Genomic DNA, 16,495 nt, shown 5'->3' with positions numbered 1-16,495 from the left:
GGTTAAATTGTTCGATAAATAACAATATTATTTCAATTCTTTTGGGATTTCGCAAATAGGAATTGGGAGCATTTTATGCTGGTTGGCGCTGTTCAATTTTTTGTAAATGTCAAAAACCACTTTCTCCCTCCCTGAAAAATCTGGGCTGCTTTTACCTTTTTCATCCATTTTCATTGCCCATTCCAGTTCGTCATAACTTGCACCAAGTTGGTCTTCGTCGGTTCGGTCATCGCCCCATAATCCATCTGTTGGTGCCGCGGCAATTATTTCTTTATTTATTCCTAAAAAGCGTGCAATTTCATAGACCTCACTCTTCATCAAATCAGCAATAGGACTTAAATCTACACCGCCGTCGCCGTATTTTGTATAAAAACCCACACCAAAATCTTCTACTTTATTGCCGGTTCCTGCCACTAGATATTTGTTCAGGGCTGCAAAATAATAAAGGGTCGTCATCCGCAAACGAGCACGTGTATTTGCGAGCGACATGAAACGCTCTTCTTCTTTTTCAACTTCTGGCAAAGCGGCAATCAAGGAATCAAAAACAGGGGTAAGGTTTACTTCAATTTTTTCAACTTTCACAAAATTTTCCTTCAGCCAGGCAATATGATTAACTGCTCGGCTTACTTGAGACGATGCCTGATGAATGGGCATTTCCACACATAATAAGTCAAGCCCAGTTTTTGCACAGAGGGCTGAGGTTACCGCAGAATCAATCCCACCGCTTATTCCAATTACAAAACCATCCATTTTTGCGTCTTGTGCATAGGTTTTTAACCAATCTACAATATATTCTATAACTTTTTCAGTCTGCATTTTCTGTGTTTTTAATCTTTTATAATAATACCTTTGCACCGCAAAAGTGGTTAAAGATAAAATTAATAAAAAGGAATGGCGTTAACCAACAATAACATTTTTACTATGGTGAAATATTGCGCATTGATTCTCTTGGGCATTTTCTTTTTTTCGTGTAATAACGAAAGCAAAGTTGAAAAAGAGATTGAAGAAATTCCTATGAATGTTGAAATTATCCGTTTTGATAAGGAATTTGCATCAGCTAATCCTGAAACGCTTCCAAAGCTGAAATCTGAATTTCCGGCATTTTTCCCAAAACAATACAACGATAGTATTTGGATTGAAAAATTAAACGATACGCTGCAAAACCAACTTGAGGAAGAAGTGACAAAAACTTTTTCGAATGAGGAAGCATTGGAACAGACACTTATTCCATTGTTTCAACACATAAAATATTACTTTCCGAAATTTACAACCCCATTGGTGGTAACTACTACATCAGACGTAGATTATCGCAACAAGGTTATTCTTGCAGATAGTATGCTCGTTATTGGTTTAGACAATTATTTGGGCGCCGAACACCGTTTTTACGAAGGAATTGATAAATACATTTCCAAAGAAATGAAGCCTGCGCAAATAGGTCCCGATGTGGCGGAAGTCTATGCAAGGCAGTATATAAAACCGCCCAGCAAAGCTACTTTTTTGGGACAGATTATTTACTTTGGGAAAGAGCTCTATTTAAAAGATCTTTGGCTTCCAAATGCTACGGATGCCCAAAAAATAGGCTATACCGATGAGGAATATCAATGGGCCGAAGAAAACGAGGAGTATATGTGGCGCTACTTTATTGAGAAGGAATTGCTCTATAGTACAGACCCAAAACTGGGAGCACGGTTTATAACTCCTGCCCCTTTTTCAAAGTTTTACTTGGAAATAGACAACGAATCTCCCGGAATGTTAGGGCGCTATTTGGGCTGGAAAATTGTCCGTGCCTATATGGAAAAAAACGATACTGATGTGCAGCGGCTGATGATAACAGATGCTGAAGAAATATTTACAAATTCAAAATACAAACCAAAGAAATAATGGCAATTAAACATACTTCAGAAATAAGTTTAAAAGTAGGTCTTGACGAAAATAAAGTTCCGGAAACTATCAATTGGACAGCCGAGGACGGCGGTGTTTCAAACGAAGAAACCAAAGCGGTAATGCTATCGGTTTGGGACAGTAAAAGCAAGGAATCGCTTAGAATAGATCTTTGGACAAAAGAAATGCCGGTAGATGAAATGAAGATTTTTTTCCATCAAACCTTAAGCGCGATGGCCGATACTTTTCAACGTGCAACAAACGATGACAAGATGAGCGCGACAATGCGTGATTTTTGCGATTATTTTGCGGAAAAGCTAGAGCTGAAGCGGGACTAGAGAATTTTAAAATTCAGAAGTTTGAATAGAATTGTTTAATTCATCAATATAATTCAACACTTCCTCCCTTCCTGTGGAATCACTGGCTGAAGTAACAAAATAGTGAGGCATTTCTTCCCAGGTTTCGAGCATTTTTTCAGTGTATGCGGCAATATTTCTTTCCAAAGCTTTTGGTTTCAATTTGTCTGCCTTGGTAAAAATTATGTTGAAGGGAATTCCGCTTTCGCCCATCCACTGCATAAATTCCAAATCAATAGGTTGGGGTTCGTGGCGACAATCTACTAAAACGAAAGCGAGTACCATTTGTTCTCTCTTTTCAAAGTAGTTTGTAATGAATTTTTGAAAAACTTTTTTACTGCTTTTTGAAACACGGGCATACCCATAGCCCGGCAAATCTACCAAATACCAATTTTTATTTACGAGAAAGTGGTTGATCAGTTGTGTTTTTCCAGGCCGTCCCGAAGTTTTAGCCAAACTCTTGCGCTGCATCAGCATATTGATCAAAGAAGATTTGCCAACGTTACTGCGCCCAATAAAAGCGTATTCCGGCAAACGGTCTTTGGGACATTTTGCAACCTCGCTGTTGCTCATTAGAAATTCTGCCGATTTTATTTGCATTGCTTTAGGGTTAGGAGTTATGAGTTAATGGTTAGGAGTTAAGGGTTATGGGGGAGAATACGTTTTTTAGAAACTTGAAACTTGAAACTTGAAACTTGAAACTTGAAGCCTGAAACTTGGAACTACTAAAACCCTCGTTTCTGCAACCAAGCGTAAAGAAGTTCATTAAACTCATCGGGATGCTCCATCATTGCGGCGTGGCCACATTTATCAATCCAAAATAATTCAGAATCTGGCAGAAGCTCATCAAATTCTATTGCGACTTCTGGAGGGGTTACATTGTCATTTTTACCCCAAATTATGCAGGTAGGAGTGTGCATTTTTGGTAAATCCTTGGCCATATTATGTCTAATGGCACTTTTTGCAATGGCAAGAGTTCGTATTAATTTGTTTCGATCGTTTACAGTTTCATAAACATCATCAACAATTTCTTTGGTTGCAACGGCAGGGTCATAAAACACATTTTCTGCTTTTTGGCGGATATATTCATAATCGCCGCGTTTTGGATAGCTTTCGCCCATAGCACTTTCATAGAGGCCAGAACTTCCTGTGATTATTAAAGCTTTCACTTTTTCAGGATACATTTTTGTGCATAAAAGGCCAATATGCCCACCCAGAGAATTTCCCAAAAGAATCACTTCTTTATAACCCAGATGGTCAATAAACTGCGCTACATATTTTGCGAAATTTTTCACATTGGTACGCAACAAAGTCATCTTGTAAATGGGCAATTCGGGAATTAAAATTTTATAGCCTTTTGGCGGAAAGAAATCTGCAACGCCATCAAAATTGCTCAACCCGCCCATAAGCCCGTGAAGGATGATTATTGGAGTGCCTTCACCTATTTCTAAATATGAAAATTTTCCTTCTTTCTTTAAGTTTTCCGACATGCTTGGTTGCTGCAATTTAGAATGACAAAAGTAAACAAAATTATTTCATAAGGTCTATTTAAAATAAGGCTTTGTTATTTACTGTATCGATTTCACTTTATCTACAAAGTGGTAAAACTTATCAACAAAGTGGTAGAATGTGGTAAAATGTGGTAAAAGTTATATATATTTGAAACTATAAATTACAAATCGGGAATTTCCACAATGCTCAATCTAATAGGCACATACGAATGTAAAGCAGACGTAAAGGGAAGGGTCATGGTACCTGCGCCGCTGAAAAAGCAATTGGCAACTGTAGCTCCCGAAGGCTTTGTAATTAAAAGAGCTGTCTTTCAGCCTTGCCTGGAAATTTACCCAATGAAAGAATGGGACGCTCTCATGCTAAAAATGGGCGAGCTGAATCGATTTAATAGAAAAAACAACGATTTCATAAGAAGATTTACCGCGGGCGTAAAGACCGTAGAGCTTGATGCTACTGGTAGATTGTTGATTCCCAAAGACCTGCTTTCTTTTGCGGGTATCAGTAAAGAGATTGTATTCTCTTCCGCAATAAATATTGTGGAGGTTTGGGATAAAGACAAATACGAACAGGCTATTGATGATGCCGCAAGCGATTTTGCCGATTTGGCCGAAGAAGTAATGGGAAACAAAAGCAATGATGGTGATGGAGTATCATAATCCGGTTTTGCTTAAAGAAACTGTTGATGGGCTTAACATAAAGCCAGAGGGGATTTATGTGGATGTTACTTTCGGTGGGGGAGGCCACTCCCGAGAAATCTTAAAGCGCTTAGGTCCCGATGGAAAACTTATCGCTTTTGACCAGGACAAAGACGCTTTGGAAAACGCTATCGACGATACGCGTTTTTTGCTTATAAATCAAAATTTTCGGTTCCTGAAGCAATTTTTGAGATTTCACGGCTACCGAACCGTTGATGGGATTTTGGGCGATTTTGGGGTCTCCTCGCATCAATTTGATGTTGCTGAAAGAGGTTTTTCTACCCGTTTTGAAGCCGATCTGGATATGCGAATGAATCGCGACAGCAATTTTTCGGCATACACAGTAGTGAATAAATACGAAGAAACGCAGCTGCGAAGTGTGCTTTCAAATTATGGCGAATTGCGAAGTGCTGCGGGAATGGCCCGTGTAATTGTGGAAGCGCGCCAAAATGAAAAAATAAAAACTAGCGAGCAATTAAAAAAAGTGTTGAGCAGGTTTCTGCCAGCGCATAAAGAGAACAAGATTTTGGCCCAGATTTATCAGGCCATTCGCATTGAAGTAAACCAGGAATTGGAAGCATTGAAAGAATTTTTGCTGCAAACAAACGAAGTTTTAAAACCGGGTGGGCGCCTTAGCCTGATAAGCTACCACTCTTTGGAAGATAGGCTGGTAAAAAGATATATCCGAAATGGATTGTTTGAGGGGGAGCCGGAGAAGGATGCTTTTGGACATTTTGAAGTGCCTTTTAAGGCGGTGGGAAAATTTATCATTCCTTCCGAGGAAGAAATAAAACTAAATAACCGCGCCCGAAGTGCCAAGCTTCGTATAGCGAAGAAGTTATAATATGAAAGAGGGTTTTTACAACATAATAAAAGGAAAATTCTTGGTAAGTGACGATGCGCTAAAAAACTGGCGCTTTATCATTTTCCTTTCTGTTCTTGCTTTGATTATGATTGGCAGTTCGCACAGTGCAGACAAGAAGGTTCATAAAATTTCAAAATTGAACGCACAGGTTAAAGAACTGAAAAGCGAATATGTTGATGTGCGTATGCTGTTGATGCAAGCAAGAATGGAAAGCAAAATTATAGCCGCTATGGAAAATCGTGGTTTGCAACCATCCACAACACCCCCGAAGAGAATTAGAATAATTGAACCGGAAAATAAAAAATAGCTAATGCTAAAAGTGTAATCATTAACCAATAACTGACAACCGATACCTGAACATGCCTTTTGAAGAAAAAAACATATTGAACCGTCTATACGTCGTTGCCGGATGCATGTTTCTTTTTGCGCTTGCCATTAGTGTGAAGTTGATGAACATTCAGTTTGTGGATGGTGAAAAATATCGCGAATTGGCAAAGGAGAACACTACAAAAAATTTCGTAATTCCTGCAAACCGTGGTAATGTTTATGCTGATGATGGCAGCCTTTTGGCCACTTCGGTTCCAAAATATGATATTCGTTTTGATGCTGTAACGGTTTCTTCGGAAGATTTCAAGGAAAATTTAAAGCCGCTTTCAGAAGGGTTGAGCAAGATGTTTGGCAAGCCTGTTTCGCATTATCAAAATATGTTCAGAAAAGCGCGTGCCGATAAAAATAGGTATTTGCTTATTGTGAAAAATCTGGGTTATTCAGATTATATAAAGGTGAAAAACCTGCCGCTTTTCCGCAAAGGTCCCTACAAGGGTGGAATCATTGTGGAGCAGCGCACCGTTCGCGAACATCCCATTGGTAAAATTGCACAACGCACCGTCGGTGATGAAGCTTTTGATCGTCCCGGCTATTATGCCGTAGGACTTGAAGGTGCTTTTAATGATTTGTTGACCGGAAAGGAAGGTCATCGCCTCAAGCAAAAAATTGCCAAAGGGCAGTGGAAACCAGTTTCCGACGATAATGAAATAGAGCCGCAGGATGGCTATGATATTGTTTCGACTATCAATGTGAATATGCAGGACATTGCCCACCACGCTTTGTTGAAACAATTGGAATATTACGAAGCCGAGCACGGAACGGTAATCGTAATGGAAGTTGCGACGGGCGAGATAAAAGCCGTTTCAAATTTGGGGCGTACTTCCAGCGGAACCTATTATGAAAAACTCAATTATGCCATCGGCGAATCGCACGAACCGGGTTCTACTTTTAAGGTAATGGCTATGATGGCGGCTTTGGAGGATAAGGTTATTGATACTAGTACTGTTGTCGATACAGGTAAGGGTGTGAAAGTTTTCTACGGAAGAAAAATCTACGATTCCCACCGGGGCGGCTACGGAAAAATTTCGGCTGCAAAAGCTTTGGAAGTTTCCTCAAACATTGGTTTGGCTACAATTATAAATGATAACTATTCCAAAAATCCCAACAAATTCATCAACCGTTTAAAAAGCTGGCACCTGACCGAAAAAACAGGTGTTGCCATTAAAGGTGAGGGTGTGCCTATGATTCCGCAGCCTGGCGATAAAAAATGGAGCAAAAATGCTTTGCCATCTATGGCTTATGGTTATAATCTACGACTTACCCCACTGCAAACCTTAAACTTTTACAATGCTATTGCAAATAATGGCGTGATGGTAAAGCCGCGTTTCATAAAAGAGGTTCGCGCTTGGAATGAAAAAGTAACAACTTACGATACCAAAGTTATAAACCCTAAAATCTGTTCTGATGAGACCTTGAGTAAAATCAAGGAAATTATGAAGAACACGGTAATACGTGGTACGGGGAAATCACTTTACTCCCCAGATTTTTCAATGGCCGGAAAAACGGGAACTGCACAAACAGAATATTGGATGCCCGATTGGAAAAGCAACCGCCGTTATATTTCATCATTTGCGGGATTTTTTCCTGCGGAAAACCCCAAGTATTCCTGTATCGTAATTATCCACAAACCAAGCACCAAAAAAGGTTTTTATGGCGCTGATGTTTCAGGGCCAGTTTTCAAAAGAATAGCCCAAAAAATATTTACCGAATCCCGAAATATTGATAAGGTTGAAAGTATAGAGCAGCCAGATCCAACCATTGAAAGAGATTTTGAGAAGTATTATTCAAAACTGCAGCAACCATCCAAAACGATTCCAAATGTTACTGGAATGGCGGGAATGGATGCGGTTTCCTTATTGGAAAATCTCGGGCTGCGGGTACAAGTTGTGGGCAATGGCACCGTTGCCAGCCAATCCATAAAGTCTGGCGAAACCTTAAAAAAGGGACAATTAATAACCTTGAATTTATCGTGATACTTTTAAAGGACATATTGTATAAGGTTACCATCGAAAGCGTAGTTGGCAGTACTTCCGTGGCTATAAACAATCTGGAGTTTGATTCCCGAAAAGTATCCTTGAACGATGTTTTTATTGCTATAAAGGGAGCGGTTTCAGATGGGCACCAATTCATAAAAAACGCGGCTGACCAAGGTGCTTTGGTTATTATTTGTGAAACCCTGCCCGAAAATATCATTAACGGTATTACATATGTACAAGTGGCAGATTCGCATAAAGCATTAGCGATAATGGCTGCAAATTACTACGGCAATCCTTCAGAAGAATTAAAGCTGGTTGGAATTACCGGAACCAACGGAAAGACTACGGTTTCTTCTTTATTATATCAACTTTTCAAAAAAGCAGGAATGGAAGCTGGTTTGCTTTCAACTGTAAAAATAATGGTAGGGGATATTGAGTATAAAGCTACACATACAACTCCTGACTCACTTACAATTAATAAATATCTGCGCGAAATGGTTGAAGCTGGTGTGGAATTTTGCTTTATGGAGGTAAGTTCACACGGCATACATCAGAAACGCACAGAAGCATTGCGTTTTTCAGGAGGTGTATTTACAAATCTATCTCACGACCATTTGGATTATCACAAGGATTTTGCGGAATACCGTGATGTGAAAAAATCATTTTTTGATGAATTGCCAAAAACTGCTTTCGCGCTAGTAAATGTGGATGACAAAAATGGGGTGGTAATGCTTCAAAATACAAAAGCGAAAAAGCATACATACGCCCTTAAAACCTATGCAGATTATAAAGCACAAGTTTTGGAGAGCCAATTTACCGGGCAACTCCTGAAAATAAACAATCAGGAATTGTGGGTGAAATTGATTGGCGGTTTCAATGCTTATAACTTGCTTGCAATTTTTGGGACCGCTGATTTATTAGGATTGCAGGAACTTGAAACTCTTCAAATTATGAGCACTCTGGATAGTGTTGGCGGAAGGTTTCAATATTTAATTTCAGAAAAGAAAATCACTGCTATTGTAGATTACGCACATACTCCAGACGCATTAAAAAATGTGTTGGAAACCATAAACAGTATTCGCACAGGAAATGAAGAAGTGATAACTGTGGTGGGTTGCGGTGGAGACCGTGATGCACAGAAGCGCCCCGTGATGGGTAACATTGCTGCTTCACTGAGCACAAAAGTGGTTTTTACAAGTGATAACCCACGAACCGAAAACCCTGAAATAATTATTGAACAAATTGAAGCTGGTGTCCCTGCAGAGCACTACAAAAAAACCATTTCAATCACGAATAGAAAAGAAGCCATAAAAGCCGCTTGCCAAATGGCGCAGGAACACGACATCATTTTGATTGCCGGAAAAGGCCACGAAACTTATCAGGAAATTAATGGAGAACGCTTCGATTTTGATGATTTTGAAATAGTAAACCAACTTTTAACCGCCCTAAACAAATAGCCAATGCTTTATTATCTTTTTGAATATTTGGATAAAACATACGACGTGCCGGGTGCGGGGCTGTTCAATTTTATTACGTTCCGGGCGATTTTGGCGGTTATCCTTTCGCTTTTTATCGCCACGGTTTACGGTAAAAAAATAATCAATTATCTACAGAAAAAGCAAGTAGGTGAATCTATCCGTGATCTTGGTTTGGAAGGTCAAAACGAAAAAGCGGGAACACCGACAATGGGCGGGATCATTATAATTCTCGCCACGTTGGTTCCGGTTTTACTTTTTGCGAAACTTGAAAACATTTACGTAATTCTTTTGATTGTTACCACTGTTTGGATGGGAACTATCGGTTTTATTGATGATTACATAAAAAAGTTCAAAAACGATAAGCAGGGATTGCCCGGAAAATTTAAGGTAATAGGCCAAATAGGCTTGGGGCTTTTTGTGGGCGTAACTATGTATTTGCACCCAGACATTATTGTGCAGCGTACCATCGAAAATCCTGAAACTGAAACTCAAGTAACAGAAGTTATTGCCAAAGAGTCCGTAAATACATTTTACGTAAAGGACAAAGCAATGCTTACCACCATTCCTTTTGTGAAGGAAAACGAATTCAACTATTCTAAACTCATAAGCTGGGCCGGTGAAGATTATAAAAGCTATGTATGGCTCATTTTTATTCCTATTGTGATTTTTATAATCACGGCGGTTTCAAACGGAGCCAATCTCACCGATGGAATTGACGGCCTCGCCGCGGGTACTTCGGCCATCATTGGGCTTACGCTTGCGCTTTTTGCTTGGGTGTCGGGCAACGTAATTTTTGCGGATTATCTCAACATTATGTACATCCCAAACACCGGAGAGATGACGATTTTCATCACCGCGTTCGTAGGAGCGCTTATCGGGTTTTTATGGTACAATACCTATCCCGCCCAAGTATTTATGGGCGATACAGGCAGTTTGACTATTGGCGGAATCATCGCCGTAATTGCAATTGCCGTTCGGAAAGAACTGTTGATACCAATTCTCTGCGGAATATTCCTGATGGAAAACCTTTCGGTGGTTTTACAAGTAAGCTGGTTTAAATACACAAAGAAAAAATTTGGTGAGGGCAGGCGCATTTTCAGAATGTCTCCCTTGCATCACCACTATCAAATAAAGGGGTTTCACGAAAGCAAGATCGTGACGCGGTTTTGGATTGTGGGAATTTTTCTGGCCATTATCACAATCGTCACCTTAAAAATCAGATAAGGATTATTTACGATATACGATTTTGGATTTACGATTATGAAGGAAGAAATTAAAAAGAGAATGTTGCGATTTACAGTTGATGTGGGAAAGTTGTGTATGAGGTTTCCTATCTCAAGAGAATATAATGCTTATTGTAATCAATTAATTAGATGTTCAAGTATAGTAGGAGCCAATTATAGAGCGGCATGTAGAGGAAAATCCGATAGGGATTTTATAAACAAATTGAAAATTGTGGAAGAGGAGGCGGATGAAAGTATGTTTTTCTTAGAAATATTGAAAGAAATGTCCGAATCACATCACGAGGAAATTGACCGATTGCATAAGGAAGCTGACGAATTTCTTTCCATTACAATTGCGTCAATAAAAACGATTCGAAAAAGATTAGATGGAAAAGATGGGCACAAATCATAAATCGTCAATCGTAAATCGTAAATCGAGAATCGTAATTCTCGGAGGAGGAGAAAGTGGGGTAGGCACAGCCATTTTAGGAAAAAAGAAGGGGTTTGAGGTGTTTGTTTCAGACTTCGGAGAAATAAAAGAGAAGTACAAACAAGTTCTTATAAATAATGGAATTGAATGGGAAGAGGAAGGCCATTCCGAAGCCAAAATCCTTTCCGCAGATATTGTGATGAAAAGTCCGGGAATTCCCGATAAGGCGCCAATTGTTAAAAAGTTGCGCGAAAAGGGGGTGAAGGTCATTTCTGAAATTGAGTTTGCCGCAAAATATACAAAGGTAACCATTGTAGGAATCACGGGTAGCAACGGAAAAACAACCACCGCAAGTTTGACCTATAAATTGCTGAAAGACGGCGGACTTAATGTGGCGTTGGGAGGAAACATCGGAAAGAGTTTCGCAGAGCAGGTTTCCGAAGAAAAGTACGAAAACTTCGTACTCGAACTCAGCAGTTTTCAGCTTGACGGCATTGAAACCTTTACACCGCACATCGCAGTTTTGACCAACCTGAGTCCGGACCATTTGGACCGATATGATTATAAATATGAAAATTATATCGCTTCAAAATTTCGGATAACGATGAACCAAACCTCGCAGGATTACTTCATTTATGATGCAGATGATGTTGAAATAATAAAGTGGCTTTCGCAAAATTCCATAAAATCACAACCGCTGCCTTTTTCGGTAAAAAAAGAACTGAACCAGGGAGCTTTTAAAAGAAACAACGAAATAATAATAAAAATAAATAATACAGAATTTACTATGCCAATCGCAACAATCGGAATACAAGGGGAACACAATGTAAAGAACGCAATGGCTGCATCAACGGTAGCCACATTATTGAGAATCAGAAAACAGACAATCCGTGAAAGTCTGGAAGGATTTCAGGGCGTGGAGCACAGGTTGGAAAAGGTTTTAAAAATCAACAATGTGATGTACATCAACGATTCCAAAGCCACCAATGTAAATGCTACATTTTTTGCGCTGGACAGTATGGAAAACCCAACCGTGTGGATTGTTGGCGGTGTGGATAAAGGGAATGATTACAGTGAGTTGTTGCCGTTGGTAAACGAAAAAGTAAAGGCAATAATCTGCTTGGGGGTAGACAATGAAAAATTAATCACAGCCTTTGGAAATATTGTGGATACTATCGTGGAAACGGATTCAATGACTATGGCGGTGCAAATTGCGTACAAGTTGGCAGAAAGGAATAACACTGTTTTGCTATCGCCGGCTTGTGCGAGTTTTGATTTATTTGAAAATTACGAAGATCGGGGCAGACAATTTAAGGATGCGGTGCGAAATCTATAATATTTAAGAAACAAGTGAAAAATATTTTCCATTACATACAGGGTGATAAAGCAATCTGGGGAATTGTAGGCCTTTTGGCGTTATTTTCCTTTTTGCCGGTATATAGCTCCAGTAGCAACCTTGCCTATTTGTATGGAGATGGAAGCACGCTGCCATATTTACTGCGCCATTTTTCACACCTTGTATTGGGCTTTGGAATTCTGTATGGCGTTCATAAAATACCTTATCACTATTTCCGGGGGCTTTCCATTATCGCCATGCCCGTTATTATCCTGCTGTTGATTATCACAATGGCGGAAGGAACCACGATTGACGGTGCAAACGCAAGTAGGTGGATACGCTTGCCGTTTGTGGGTATAACATTTCAGACTTCAACACTGGCTGGAGTGGTTTTGATGACTTATGTGGCGCGTTATCTTTCGCGCATAAAAGGAAAAACGGTAACTTTTAAAGAAACAATACTACCGCTATGGGTGCCTGTATTTATAGTGCTTGCATTAATACTTCCTGCTAACTTTTCTACCACTGCAATCTTTTTTTCAATGATTGTAATGCTCGTTTTCGTAGGCGGGTATCCGTTGAAGTTTTTAGGGATAATACTAGGTGCGGGATTAATTTTCCTCACGCTTTTCGTGCTTACCGCAAAAGCATTTCCAGGTGTTTTCCCAAACCGTGTGGATACTTGGATAAGTCGTGTTGAAAATTTCAGTGATGATAAAGATACCGAAGCCGATTACCAAATAGAAAAAGCAAAAATAGCAATTGCTTCAGGCGGTGTGGCAGGTTTGGGACCGGGCAAAAGTGTTCAGAAAAACTTTTTGCCGCAGTCATCCTCAGATTTTATTTATGCAATAATCGTTGAAGAATTTGGCCTTTTGGGCGGAATGTTTTTAATGGTGCTGTATTTGTTTCTTCTTTTTAGAATTGTCGTGGTAGCACACAAATCCACTTCTGTTTTTGGAAAATTACTTGTCATCGGCGTTGGTTTGCCTATTGTTTTTCGTGCAATGATAAATATGGCCGTAGCCGTAGAATTATTCCCCGTAACGGGCCAAAACTTACCATTGATAAGTAGTGGAGGAACGTCAATTTGGATGACATGTCTCGCACTTGGCATGATTTTAAGTGTAAGTGCAAAACGTGAAGTGGTTGCAAAAGAAGAAACAGAAGAAAACCCATTGGATATTTTAAGCGAAGCAATTTGAAATATAAATTCATCATATCAGGCGGCGGCACCGGAGGTCATATTTACCCGGCGGTTGCCATTGCGAACGAGTTAAAAACCCGTTTTCCCGATGCTGAATTTTTGTTCGTTGGCGCTAAGGATAGAATGGAAATGGAAAAAGTGCCACAGGCAGGCTATAAAATAAAAGGTCTGGGGATTTCTGGGTTGCAACGGAGTTTATCATTGCAGAATTTGGCGTTTCCGTTGAAACTTGTTTCCAGTCTTGGCAAATCGCTTAAAATTCTTAAAAACTTTAAACCCGATGTTGCAATCGGTACGGGCGGTTATGCCAGTGCTCCCTTGTTGCGAATGGCTGCTTTAAAAGGTATTCCCTGCTTGATTCAAGAGCAGAATAGCCATGCGGGAATCACAAATAAATGGTTGAGCGGGAAAGTGCAAAAAATTTGTGTCGCTTATGAGGGAATGGATAAATTTTTCCCTGCGGAAAAAATAAAACTTACAGGCAATCCTGTACGGCAGGATTTGCTGGATATTTCATTAAAAAGGGAAGAAGCCATGGCTTTCTTCAATTTGAAAAAAGAAAATAAAACCTTGCTGGTTTTGGGTGGAAGTTTAGGTGCCCGTCGCATCAACCAATTGATAGAAAAATCACTTCCTTTTTTCGAAAAACAAAATCTACAAGTAATCTGGCAGTGCGGAAAATATTACGAAGAAGCATATAAAGACAAAGGCTCGGCAAGTGTGCAGGTACATACCTTCTTAAACCGGATGGATTTGGCCTATGCGACAGCAGATTTCATTATTTCGCGGGCGGGCGCACTATCGGTTTCGGAACTGTGTTTGGTGGGCAAACCGGTAATTTTTATTCCTTCGCCCAATGTGGCCGAAGACCACCAGACCAAAAATGCGTTGGCAATCTCAGAAAAAAATGCTGCGTTATTGATAAAGGAAAGTGAGCTGGATGCCAAATTTGAAAAGGAATTTTCCGCATTGTTGGTTTCCGAAGAAAAGCAGAAAACCCTTTCTGAAAACATAAAAAAACTGGCAAAACCAAACGCCACAAAAGATATAGTTGAAGAGATTGAAAAATTATTGAAAGCTTAAAATTGAAAGATTTAAATCAAATACAAACCTTTTACTTCGTAGGCATCGGCGGCATTGGCATGAGTGCGCTTGCGCGTTACTTTAAAATGCAGGGAAAGAATGTTTTTGGTTACGACAAAACATCGACCGATTTAACGGATGAATTGGTTGCCGAAGGCATTCCAGTAGCATTTATTGATGAAATTTCTGAGATTCAAAGTGGAGTGCTTTCCAAGGAAAACGTTTTGATTGTTTATACGCCCGCCATTCCAAAGGGGAATAAAATTTTAAATTATTTCTTTTCCGAAGAATTTACAATCCTTAAACGCGCCCAACTTTTAGGTGAAGTCTCAAAAAACACACTTTGTTTGGCAGTTGCCGGTACGCACGGAAAAACAACGACTTCGGCAATTTTAGGACATTTATTGACGGAATGTGATATGCCCGTCACCGCTTTTTTGGGCGGAATTGCGGAAAACTACAACTCAAATTTTATTTACAAGGGTAGTGAAATAACGGTCGTGGAAGCAGATGAATTTGACCGTTCCTTCCTGCAGCTTCGTCCAGATATTGCCTGCGTAACTTCAATGGACGCGGATCATTTGGATATTTATGGGGATGCTGCCGAAATAGAAACTGCGTTTAGAGCTTTTTCAAAATTGGTTGAGAAAGAAGAAAACGTTTTCATAAAAAAGAACCTTCCATTGGACGGGATGACGGTTGCTGTGGGAGAATCCGCAGATTACGAAGCGCAAGACATAAAAATAGAGAACGGGGCATACATTTTTAACTTAAAAACCCCAAACGAAACTTTGGAAAATTTAACATTCCATCTTCCTGGGCACCACAATCTTACAAATGCCATCATGGCTTTGGGCATGGCGATTTTAGCAGGCTCCCCAACCGATCGTCTGTCCAAAGCATTGGCATCTTTTAAAGGGGTAAAACGTCGCTTTTCATATAAAATTAAAACCGGCGCATTGGTTTTGATTGATGACTATGCACATCATCCCACAGAAATTGATGCACTGTATCAAGCTGTTGATGAAATGTACCCCAACGATCACAAACAGATTGTTTTCCAGCCACATCTTTACAGCAGAACACGTGATTTTGCAGAAGGTTTCGCAAAAAGTCTATCACAATTTGATGAAGTGGTGCTGCTAGACATTTATCCTGCGAGGGAAGAACCTATTGAAGGAATAACCTCTGATTGGCTTTTAAAACAAGTTGTTGCAGAAAATAAACGTTTGGTTTTTAAATCTGCCCTTCCCGAAGTGCTGCTGAAGTCAAAATGCAGAATAAAATTGCTCGTGGGTGCTGGAGATATAGGCGCTGAAGTGAATAAGTTAACCAAAATCTTGAAAAATGAAACGTAGTATTGAAATCATCAAATTTATCATTTTGCTTGGCATTATGGCGTTTCTTTTCAGCTTTACAAAAAAACGAAATGACGCCAGAAAATTGACTAAACTGGACGTAGAATTTGTAGATGAAAACAGTCCATTTATAACATACAATACAGTTAATAAATTGTTGATACAAAATCAAGCCAAGGTTACGAGCATAGACAAAGAAACTTTAGTTTTGAAGAAGATGGAGCAGAGACTGCAGGAAAATCCTATGGTTCGTGATGCTCAGGTCTATGTATCTGTTGACGGTACGCTGGGGGCAAAGATTGAACAACGCAAACCAATAGGCAGGGTGTCCGCTTCGCCGGATTATTATTTAGACGCTGACGGAAAAAAGATGCCGTTATCTGATGTTTACTCGGCAAGGGTGCCATTAATTACGGGAATTTCAAAAAATAATTTTGCTGAAGTTACCCAATTGCTGCTAAAAATCAATGACGATGAATTTATGAGACGAAGCGTGGTGGGTTTAAACAGAAAAACGAACGGCGAGATAGAATTGGAGCTTAGAAAAGCAAACTTTAAAGTGCTTTTTGGTAAACCGGAAAACATTGAGAAAAAGTTTCAAAACTTTAAAGCATTTTATAAAAAAACAAAACAGGACAGTACACTGTATGGGTACAATATGGTAAATCTGAAGTTCGAAAGTCAGGTAATTGCCACAAAAAAGTAAGG

General features: G+C 39.6%; 17 protein-coding genes. 14 read left to right on the top strand and 3 right to left on the bottom strand.

The genetic code is table 11. The annotated features are described in order from the left end of the window. Window positions 1–27 precede the first annotated feature (27 nt). Entirely contained in the window at window positions 28–816 is a 789-nt protein-coding gene (gene nadE, locus AC58DT_RS09100) for an NAD(+) synthase (RefSeq protein ID WP_497216540.1), read from the bottom strand. 105 nt (window positions 817–921) lie between these two features. Here nadE and gldB point away from each other — a divergent pair, with 105 nt between their 5' ends. Continuing rightward, window positions 922–1,881, top strand: coding sequence for a gliding motility lipoprotein GldB (gldB, locus tag AC58DT_RS09095; protein WP_497216842.1), 960 nt, complete (start codon window positions 922–924; stop codon window positions 1,879–1,881). Beyond that, entirely contained in the window at window positions 1,881–2,219 is a 339-nt protein-coding gene (gene gldC, locus AC58DT_RS09090; RefSeq protein ID WP_497216539.1) for a gliding motility protein GldC, read from the top strand. Before gldB ends, gldC begins: the two co-directional genes overlap by 1 nt. 6 nt (window positions 2,220–2,225) lie before the next feature. On the opposite strand, the gene yihA is transcribed toward gldC, so the two are convergent. Both yihA and AC58DT_RS09080 read right to left on the bottom strand, forming a co-directional pair. Further along, window positions 2,226–2,837, bottom strand: coding sequence for a ribosome biogenesis GTP-binding protein YihA/YsxC (gene yihA, locus AC58DT_RS09085; protein ID WP_497216538.1), 612 nt, complete (start codon window positions 2,835–2,837; stop codon window positions 2,226–2,228). 125 nt (window positions 2,838–2,962) lie between these two features. Further along, window positions 2,963–3,727 (bottom strand): alpha/beta fold hydrolase, encoded by a 765-nt coding sequence (locus tag AC58DT_RS09080; protein ID WP_497216537.1) that lies wholly within the window; start codon window positions 3,725–3,727, stop codon window positions 2,963–2,965. 204 nt (window positions 3,728–3,931) lie between these two features. Between AC58DT_RS09080 and mraZ the strand changes: the two genes are divergently transcribed. Genes mraZ through AC58DT_RS09020 form a run of 12 tightly spaced genes read left to right on the top strand, consistent with a single transcriptional unit; the run spans window position 3,932 to window position 16,493 of the window. Continuing rightward, window positions 3,932–4,405: a division/cell wall cluster transcriptional repressor MraZ gene (gene mraZ, locus AC58DT_RS09075; RefSeq protein ID WP_497216536.1), complete on the top strand. Its 474-nt coding sequence runs from the start codon at window positions 3,932–3,934 to the stop codon at window positions 4,403–4,405. After that, window positions 4,392–5,288 carry a 16S rRNA (cytosine(1402)-N(4))-methyltransferase RsmH gene (rsmH, locus tag AC58DT_RS09070; protein ID WP_497216535.1) on the top strand — a complete coding sequence of 299 codons (897 nt, stop codon included), beginning with the start codon at window positions 4,392–4,394 and terminating at the stop codon, window positions 5,286–5,288. The genes mraZ and rsmH overlap by 14 nt, the downstream gene beginning before the upstream one ends. A gap of 1 nt (window position 5,289) precedes the next feature. After that, window positions 5,290–5,616, top strand: coding sequence for an FtsL-like putative cell division protein (locus AC58DT_RS09065; RefSeq protein ID WP_497216534.1), 327 nt, complete (start codon window positions 5,290–5,292; stop codon window positions 5,614–5,616). Between the two features lie 52 nt (window positions 5,617–5,668). After that, window positions 5,669–7,669: a penicillin-binding protein gene (locus tag AC58DT_RS09060; protein WP_497216533.1), complete on the top strand. Its 2,001-nt coding sequence runs from the start codon at window positions 5,669–5,671 to the stop codon at window positions 7,667–7,669. Then, on the top strand, window positions 7,666–9,129 hold the full coding sequence (locus AC58DT_RS09055) for a UDP-N-acetylmuramoyl-L-alanyl-D-glutamate--2,6-diaminopimelate ligase (RefSeq protein ID WP_497216532.1): 1,464 nt from the start codon (window positions 7,666–7,668) through the stop codon (window positions 9,127–9,129). The genes AC58DT_RS09060 and AC58DT_RS09055 overlap by 4 nt, the downstream gene beginning before the upstream one ends. A gap of 3 nt (window positions 9,130–9,132) precedes the next feature. After that, the gene (mraY, locus tag AC58DT_RS09050; RefSeq protein ID WP_497216531.1) at window positions 9,133–10,374 is read left to right on the top strand and encodes a phospho-N-acetylmuramoyl-pentapeptide-transferase; all 1,242 of its coding nucleotides are present in this window, start codon (window positions 9,133–9,135) and stop codon (window positions 10,372–10,374) included. A 36-nt stretch (window positions 10,375–10,410) separates the two neighbouring features. Further along, on the top strand, window positions 10,411–10,785 hold the full coding sequence (locus tag AC58DT_RS09045; RefSeq protein ID WP_497216530.1) for a four helix bundle protein: 375 nt from the start codon (window positions 10,411–10,413) through the stop codon (window positions 10,783–10,785). After that, window positions 10,760–12,139: a UDP-N-acetylmuramoyl-L-alanine--D-glutamate ligase gene (murD, locus tag AC58DT_RS09040; RefSeq protein WP_497216529.1), complete on the top strand. Its 1,380-nt coding sequence runs from the start codon at window positions 10,760–10,762 to the stop codon at window positions 12,137–12,139. Before AC58DT_RS09045 ends, murD begins: the two co-directional genes overlap by 26 nt. A gap of 14 nt (window positions 12,140–12,153) precedes the next feature. Further along, window positions 12,154–13,344: an FtsW/RodA/SpoVE family cell cycle protein gene (locus AC58DT_RS09035; RefSeq protein WP_497216528.1), complete on the top strand. Its 1,191-nt coding sequence runs from the start codon at window positions 12,154–12,156 to the stop codon at window positions 13,342–13,344. Then, entirely contained in the window at window positions 13,341–14,429 is a 1,089-nt protein-coding gene (gene murG / locus AC58DT_RS09030) for an undecaprenyldiphospho-muramoylpentapeptide beta-N-acetylglucosaminyltransferase (RefSeq protein ID WP_497216527.1), read from the top strand. The genes AC58DT_RS09035 and murG overlap by 4 nt, the downstream gene beginning before the upstream one ends. Window positions 14,430–14,431: 2 nt before the next feature. Continuing rightward, window positions 14,432–15,787, top strand: a complete 1,356-nt coding sequence (gene murC / locus AC58DT_RS09025; protein ID WP_497216526.1) for a UDP-N-acetylmuramate--L-alanine ligase — start codon at window positions 14,432–14,434, stop codon at window positions 15,785–15,787. After that, window positions 15,777–16,493, top strand: coding sequence for a cell division protein FtsQ/DivIB (locus AC58DT_RS09020; protein WP_497216525.1), 717 nt, complete (start codon window positions 15,777–15,779; stop codon window positions 16,491–16,493). Before murC ends, AC58DT_RS09020 begins: the two co-directional genes overlap by 11 nt. Window positions 16,494–16,495: the final 2 nt, after the last annotated feature.

It is taken from the genome of Aequorivita sp. CRS11 (genome assembly GCF_059693805.1).
The sequence above is the reverse complement of the archived record's forward strand: the minus strand, read 5'-3'. Positions and strand labels throughout refer to the sequence as shown.

Bases quoted from the DNA above. Each gene is read 5' to 3' on its own strand.
- murD (WP_497216529.1), top strand. From the start codon at position 10,760: ATGGAAAAGATGGGCACAAATCATAAATCGTCAATCGTAAATCGTAAA.
- AC58DT_RS09060 (WP_497216533.1), top strand. From the start codon at position 5,669: ATGCCTTTTGAAGAAAAAAACATATTGAACCGTCTATACGTCGTTGCC.
- AC58DT_RS09020 (WP_497216525.1), top strand. From the start codon at position 15,777: ATGAAACGTAGTATTGAAATCATCAAATTTATCATTTTGCTTGGCATT.
- gldB (WP_497216842.1), top strand. From the start codon at position 922: ATGGTGAAATATTGCGCATTGATTCTCTTGGGCATTTTCTTTTTTTCG.
- rsmH (WP_497216535.1), top strand. From the start codon at position 4,392: ATGGAGTATCATAATCCGGTTTTGCTTAAAGAAACTGTTGATGGGCTT.
- AC58DT_RS09045 (WP_497216530.1), top strand. From the start codon at position 10,411: ATGAAGGAAGAAATTAAAAAGAGAATGTTGCGATTTACAGTTGATGTG.
- AC58DT_RS09080 (WP_497216537.1), bottom strand. From the start codon at position 3,727: ATGTCGGAAAACTTAAAGAAAGAAGGAAAATTTTCATATTTAGAAATA.
- nadE (WP_497216540.1), bottom strand. From the start codon at position 816: ATGCAGACTGAAAAAGTTATAGAATATATTGTAGATTGGTTAAAAACC.
- mraY (WP_497216531.1), top strand. From the start codon at position 9,133: ATGCTTTATTATCTTTTTGAATATTTGGATAAAACATACGACGTGCCG.
- mraZ (WP_497216536.1), top strand. From the start codon at position 3,932: ATGCTCAATCTAATAGGCACATACGAATGTAAAGCAGACGTAAAGGGA.
- gldC (WP_497216539.1), top strand. From the start codon at position 1,881: ATGGCAATTAAACATACTTCAGAAATAAGTTTAAAAGTAGGTCTTGAC.
- AC58DT_RS09065 (WP_497216534.1), top strand. From the start codon at position 5,290: ATGAAAGAGGGTTTTTACAACATAATAAAAGGAAAATTCTTGGTAAGT.
- yihA (WP_497216538.1), bottom strand. From the start codon at position 2,837: ATGCAAATAAAATCGGCAGAATTTCTAATGAGCAACAGCGAGGTTGCA.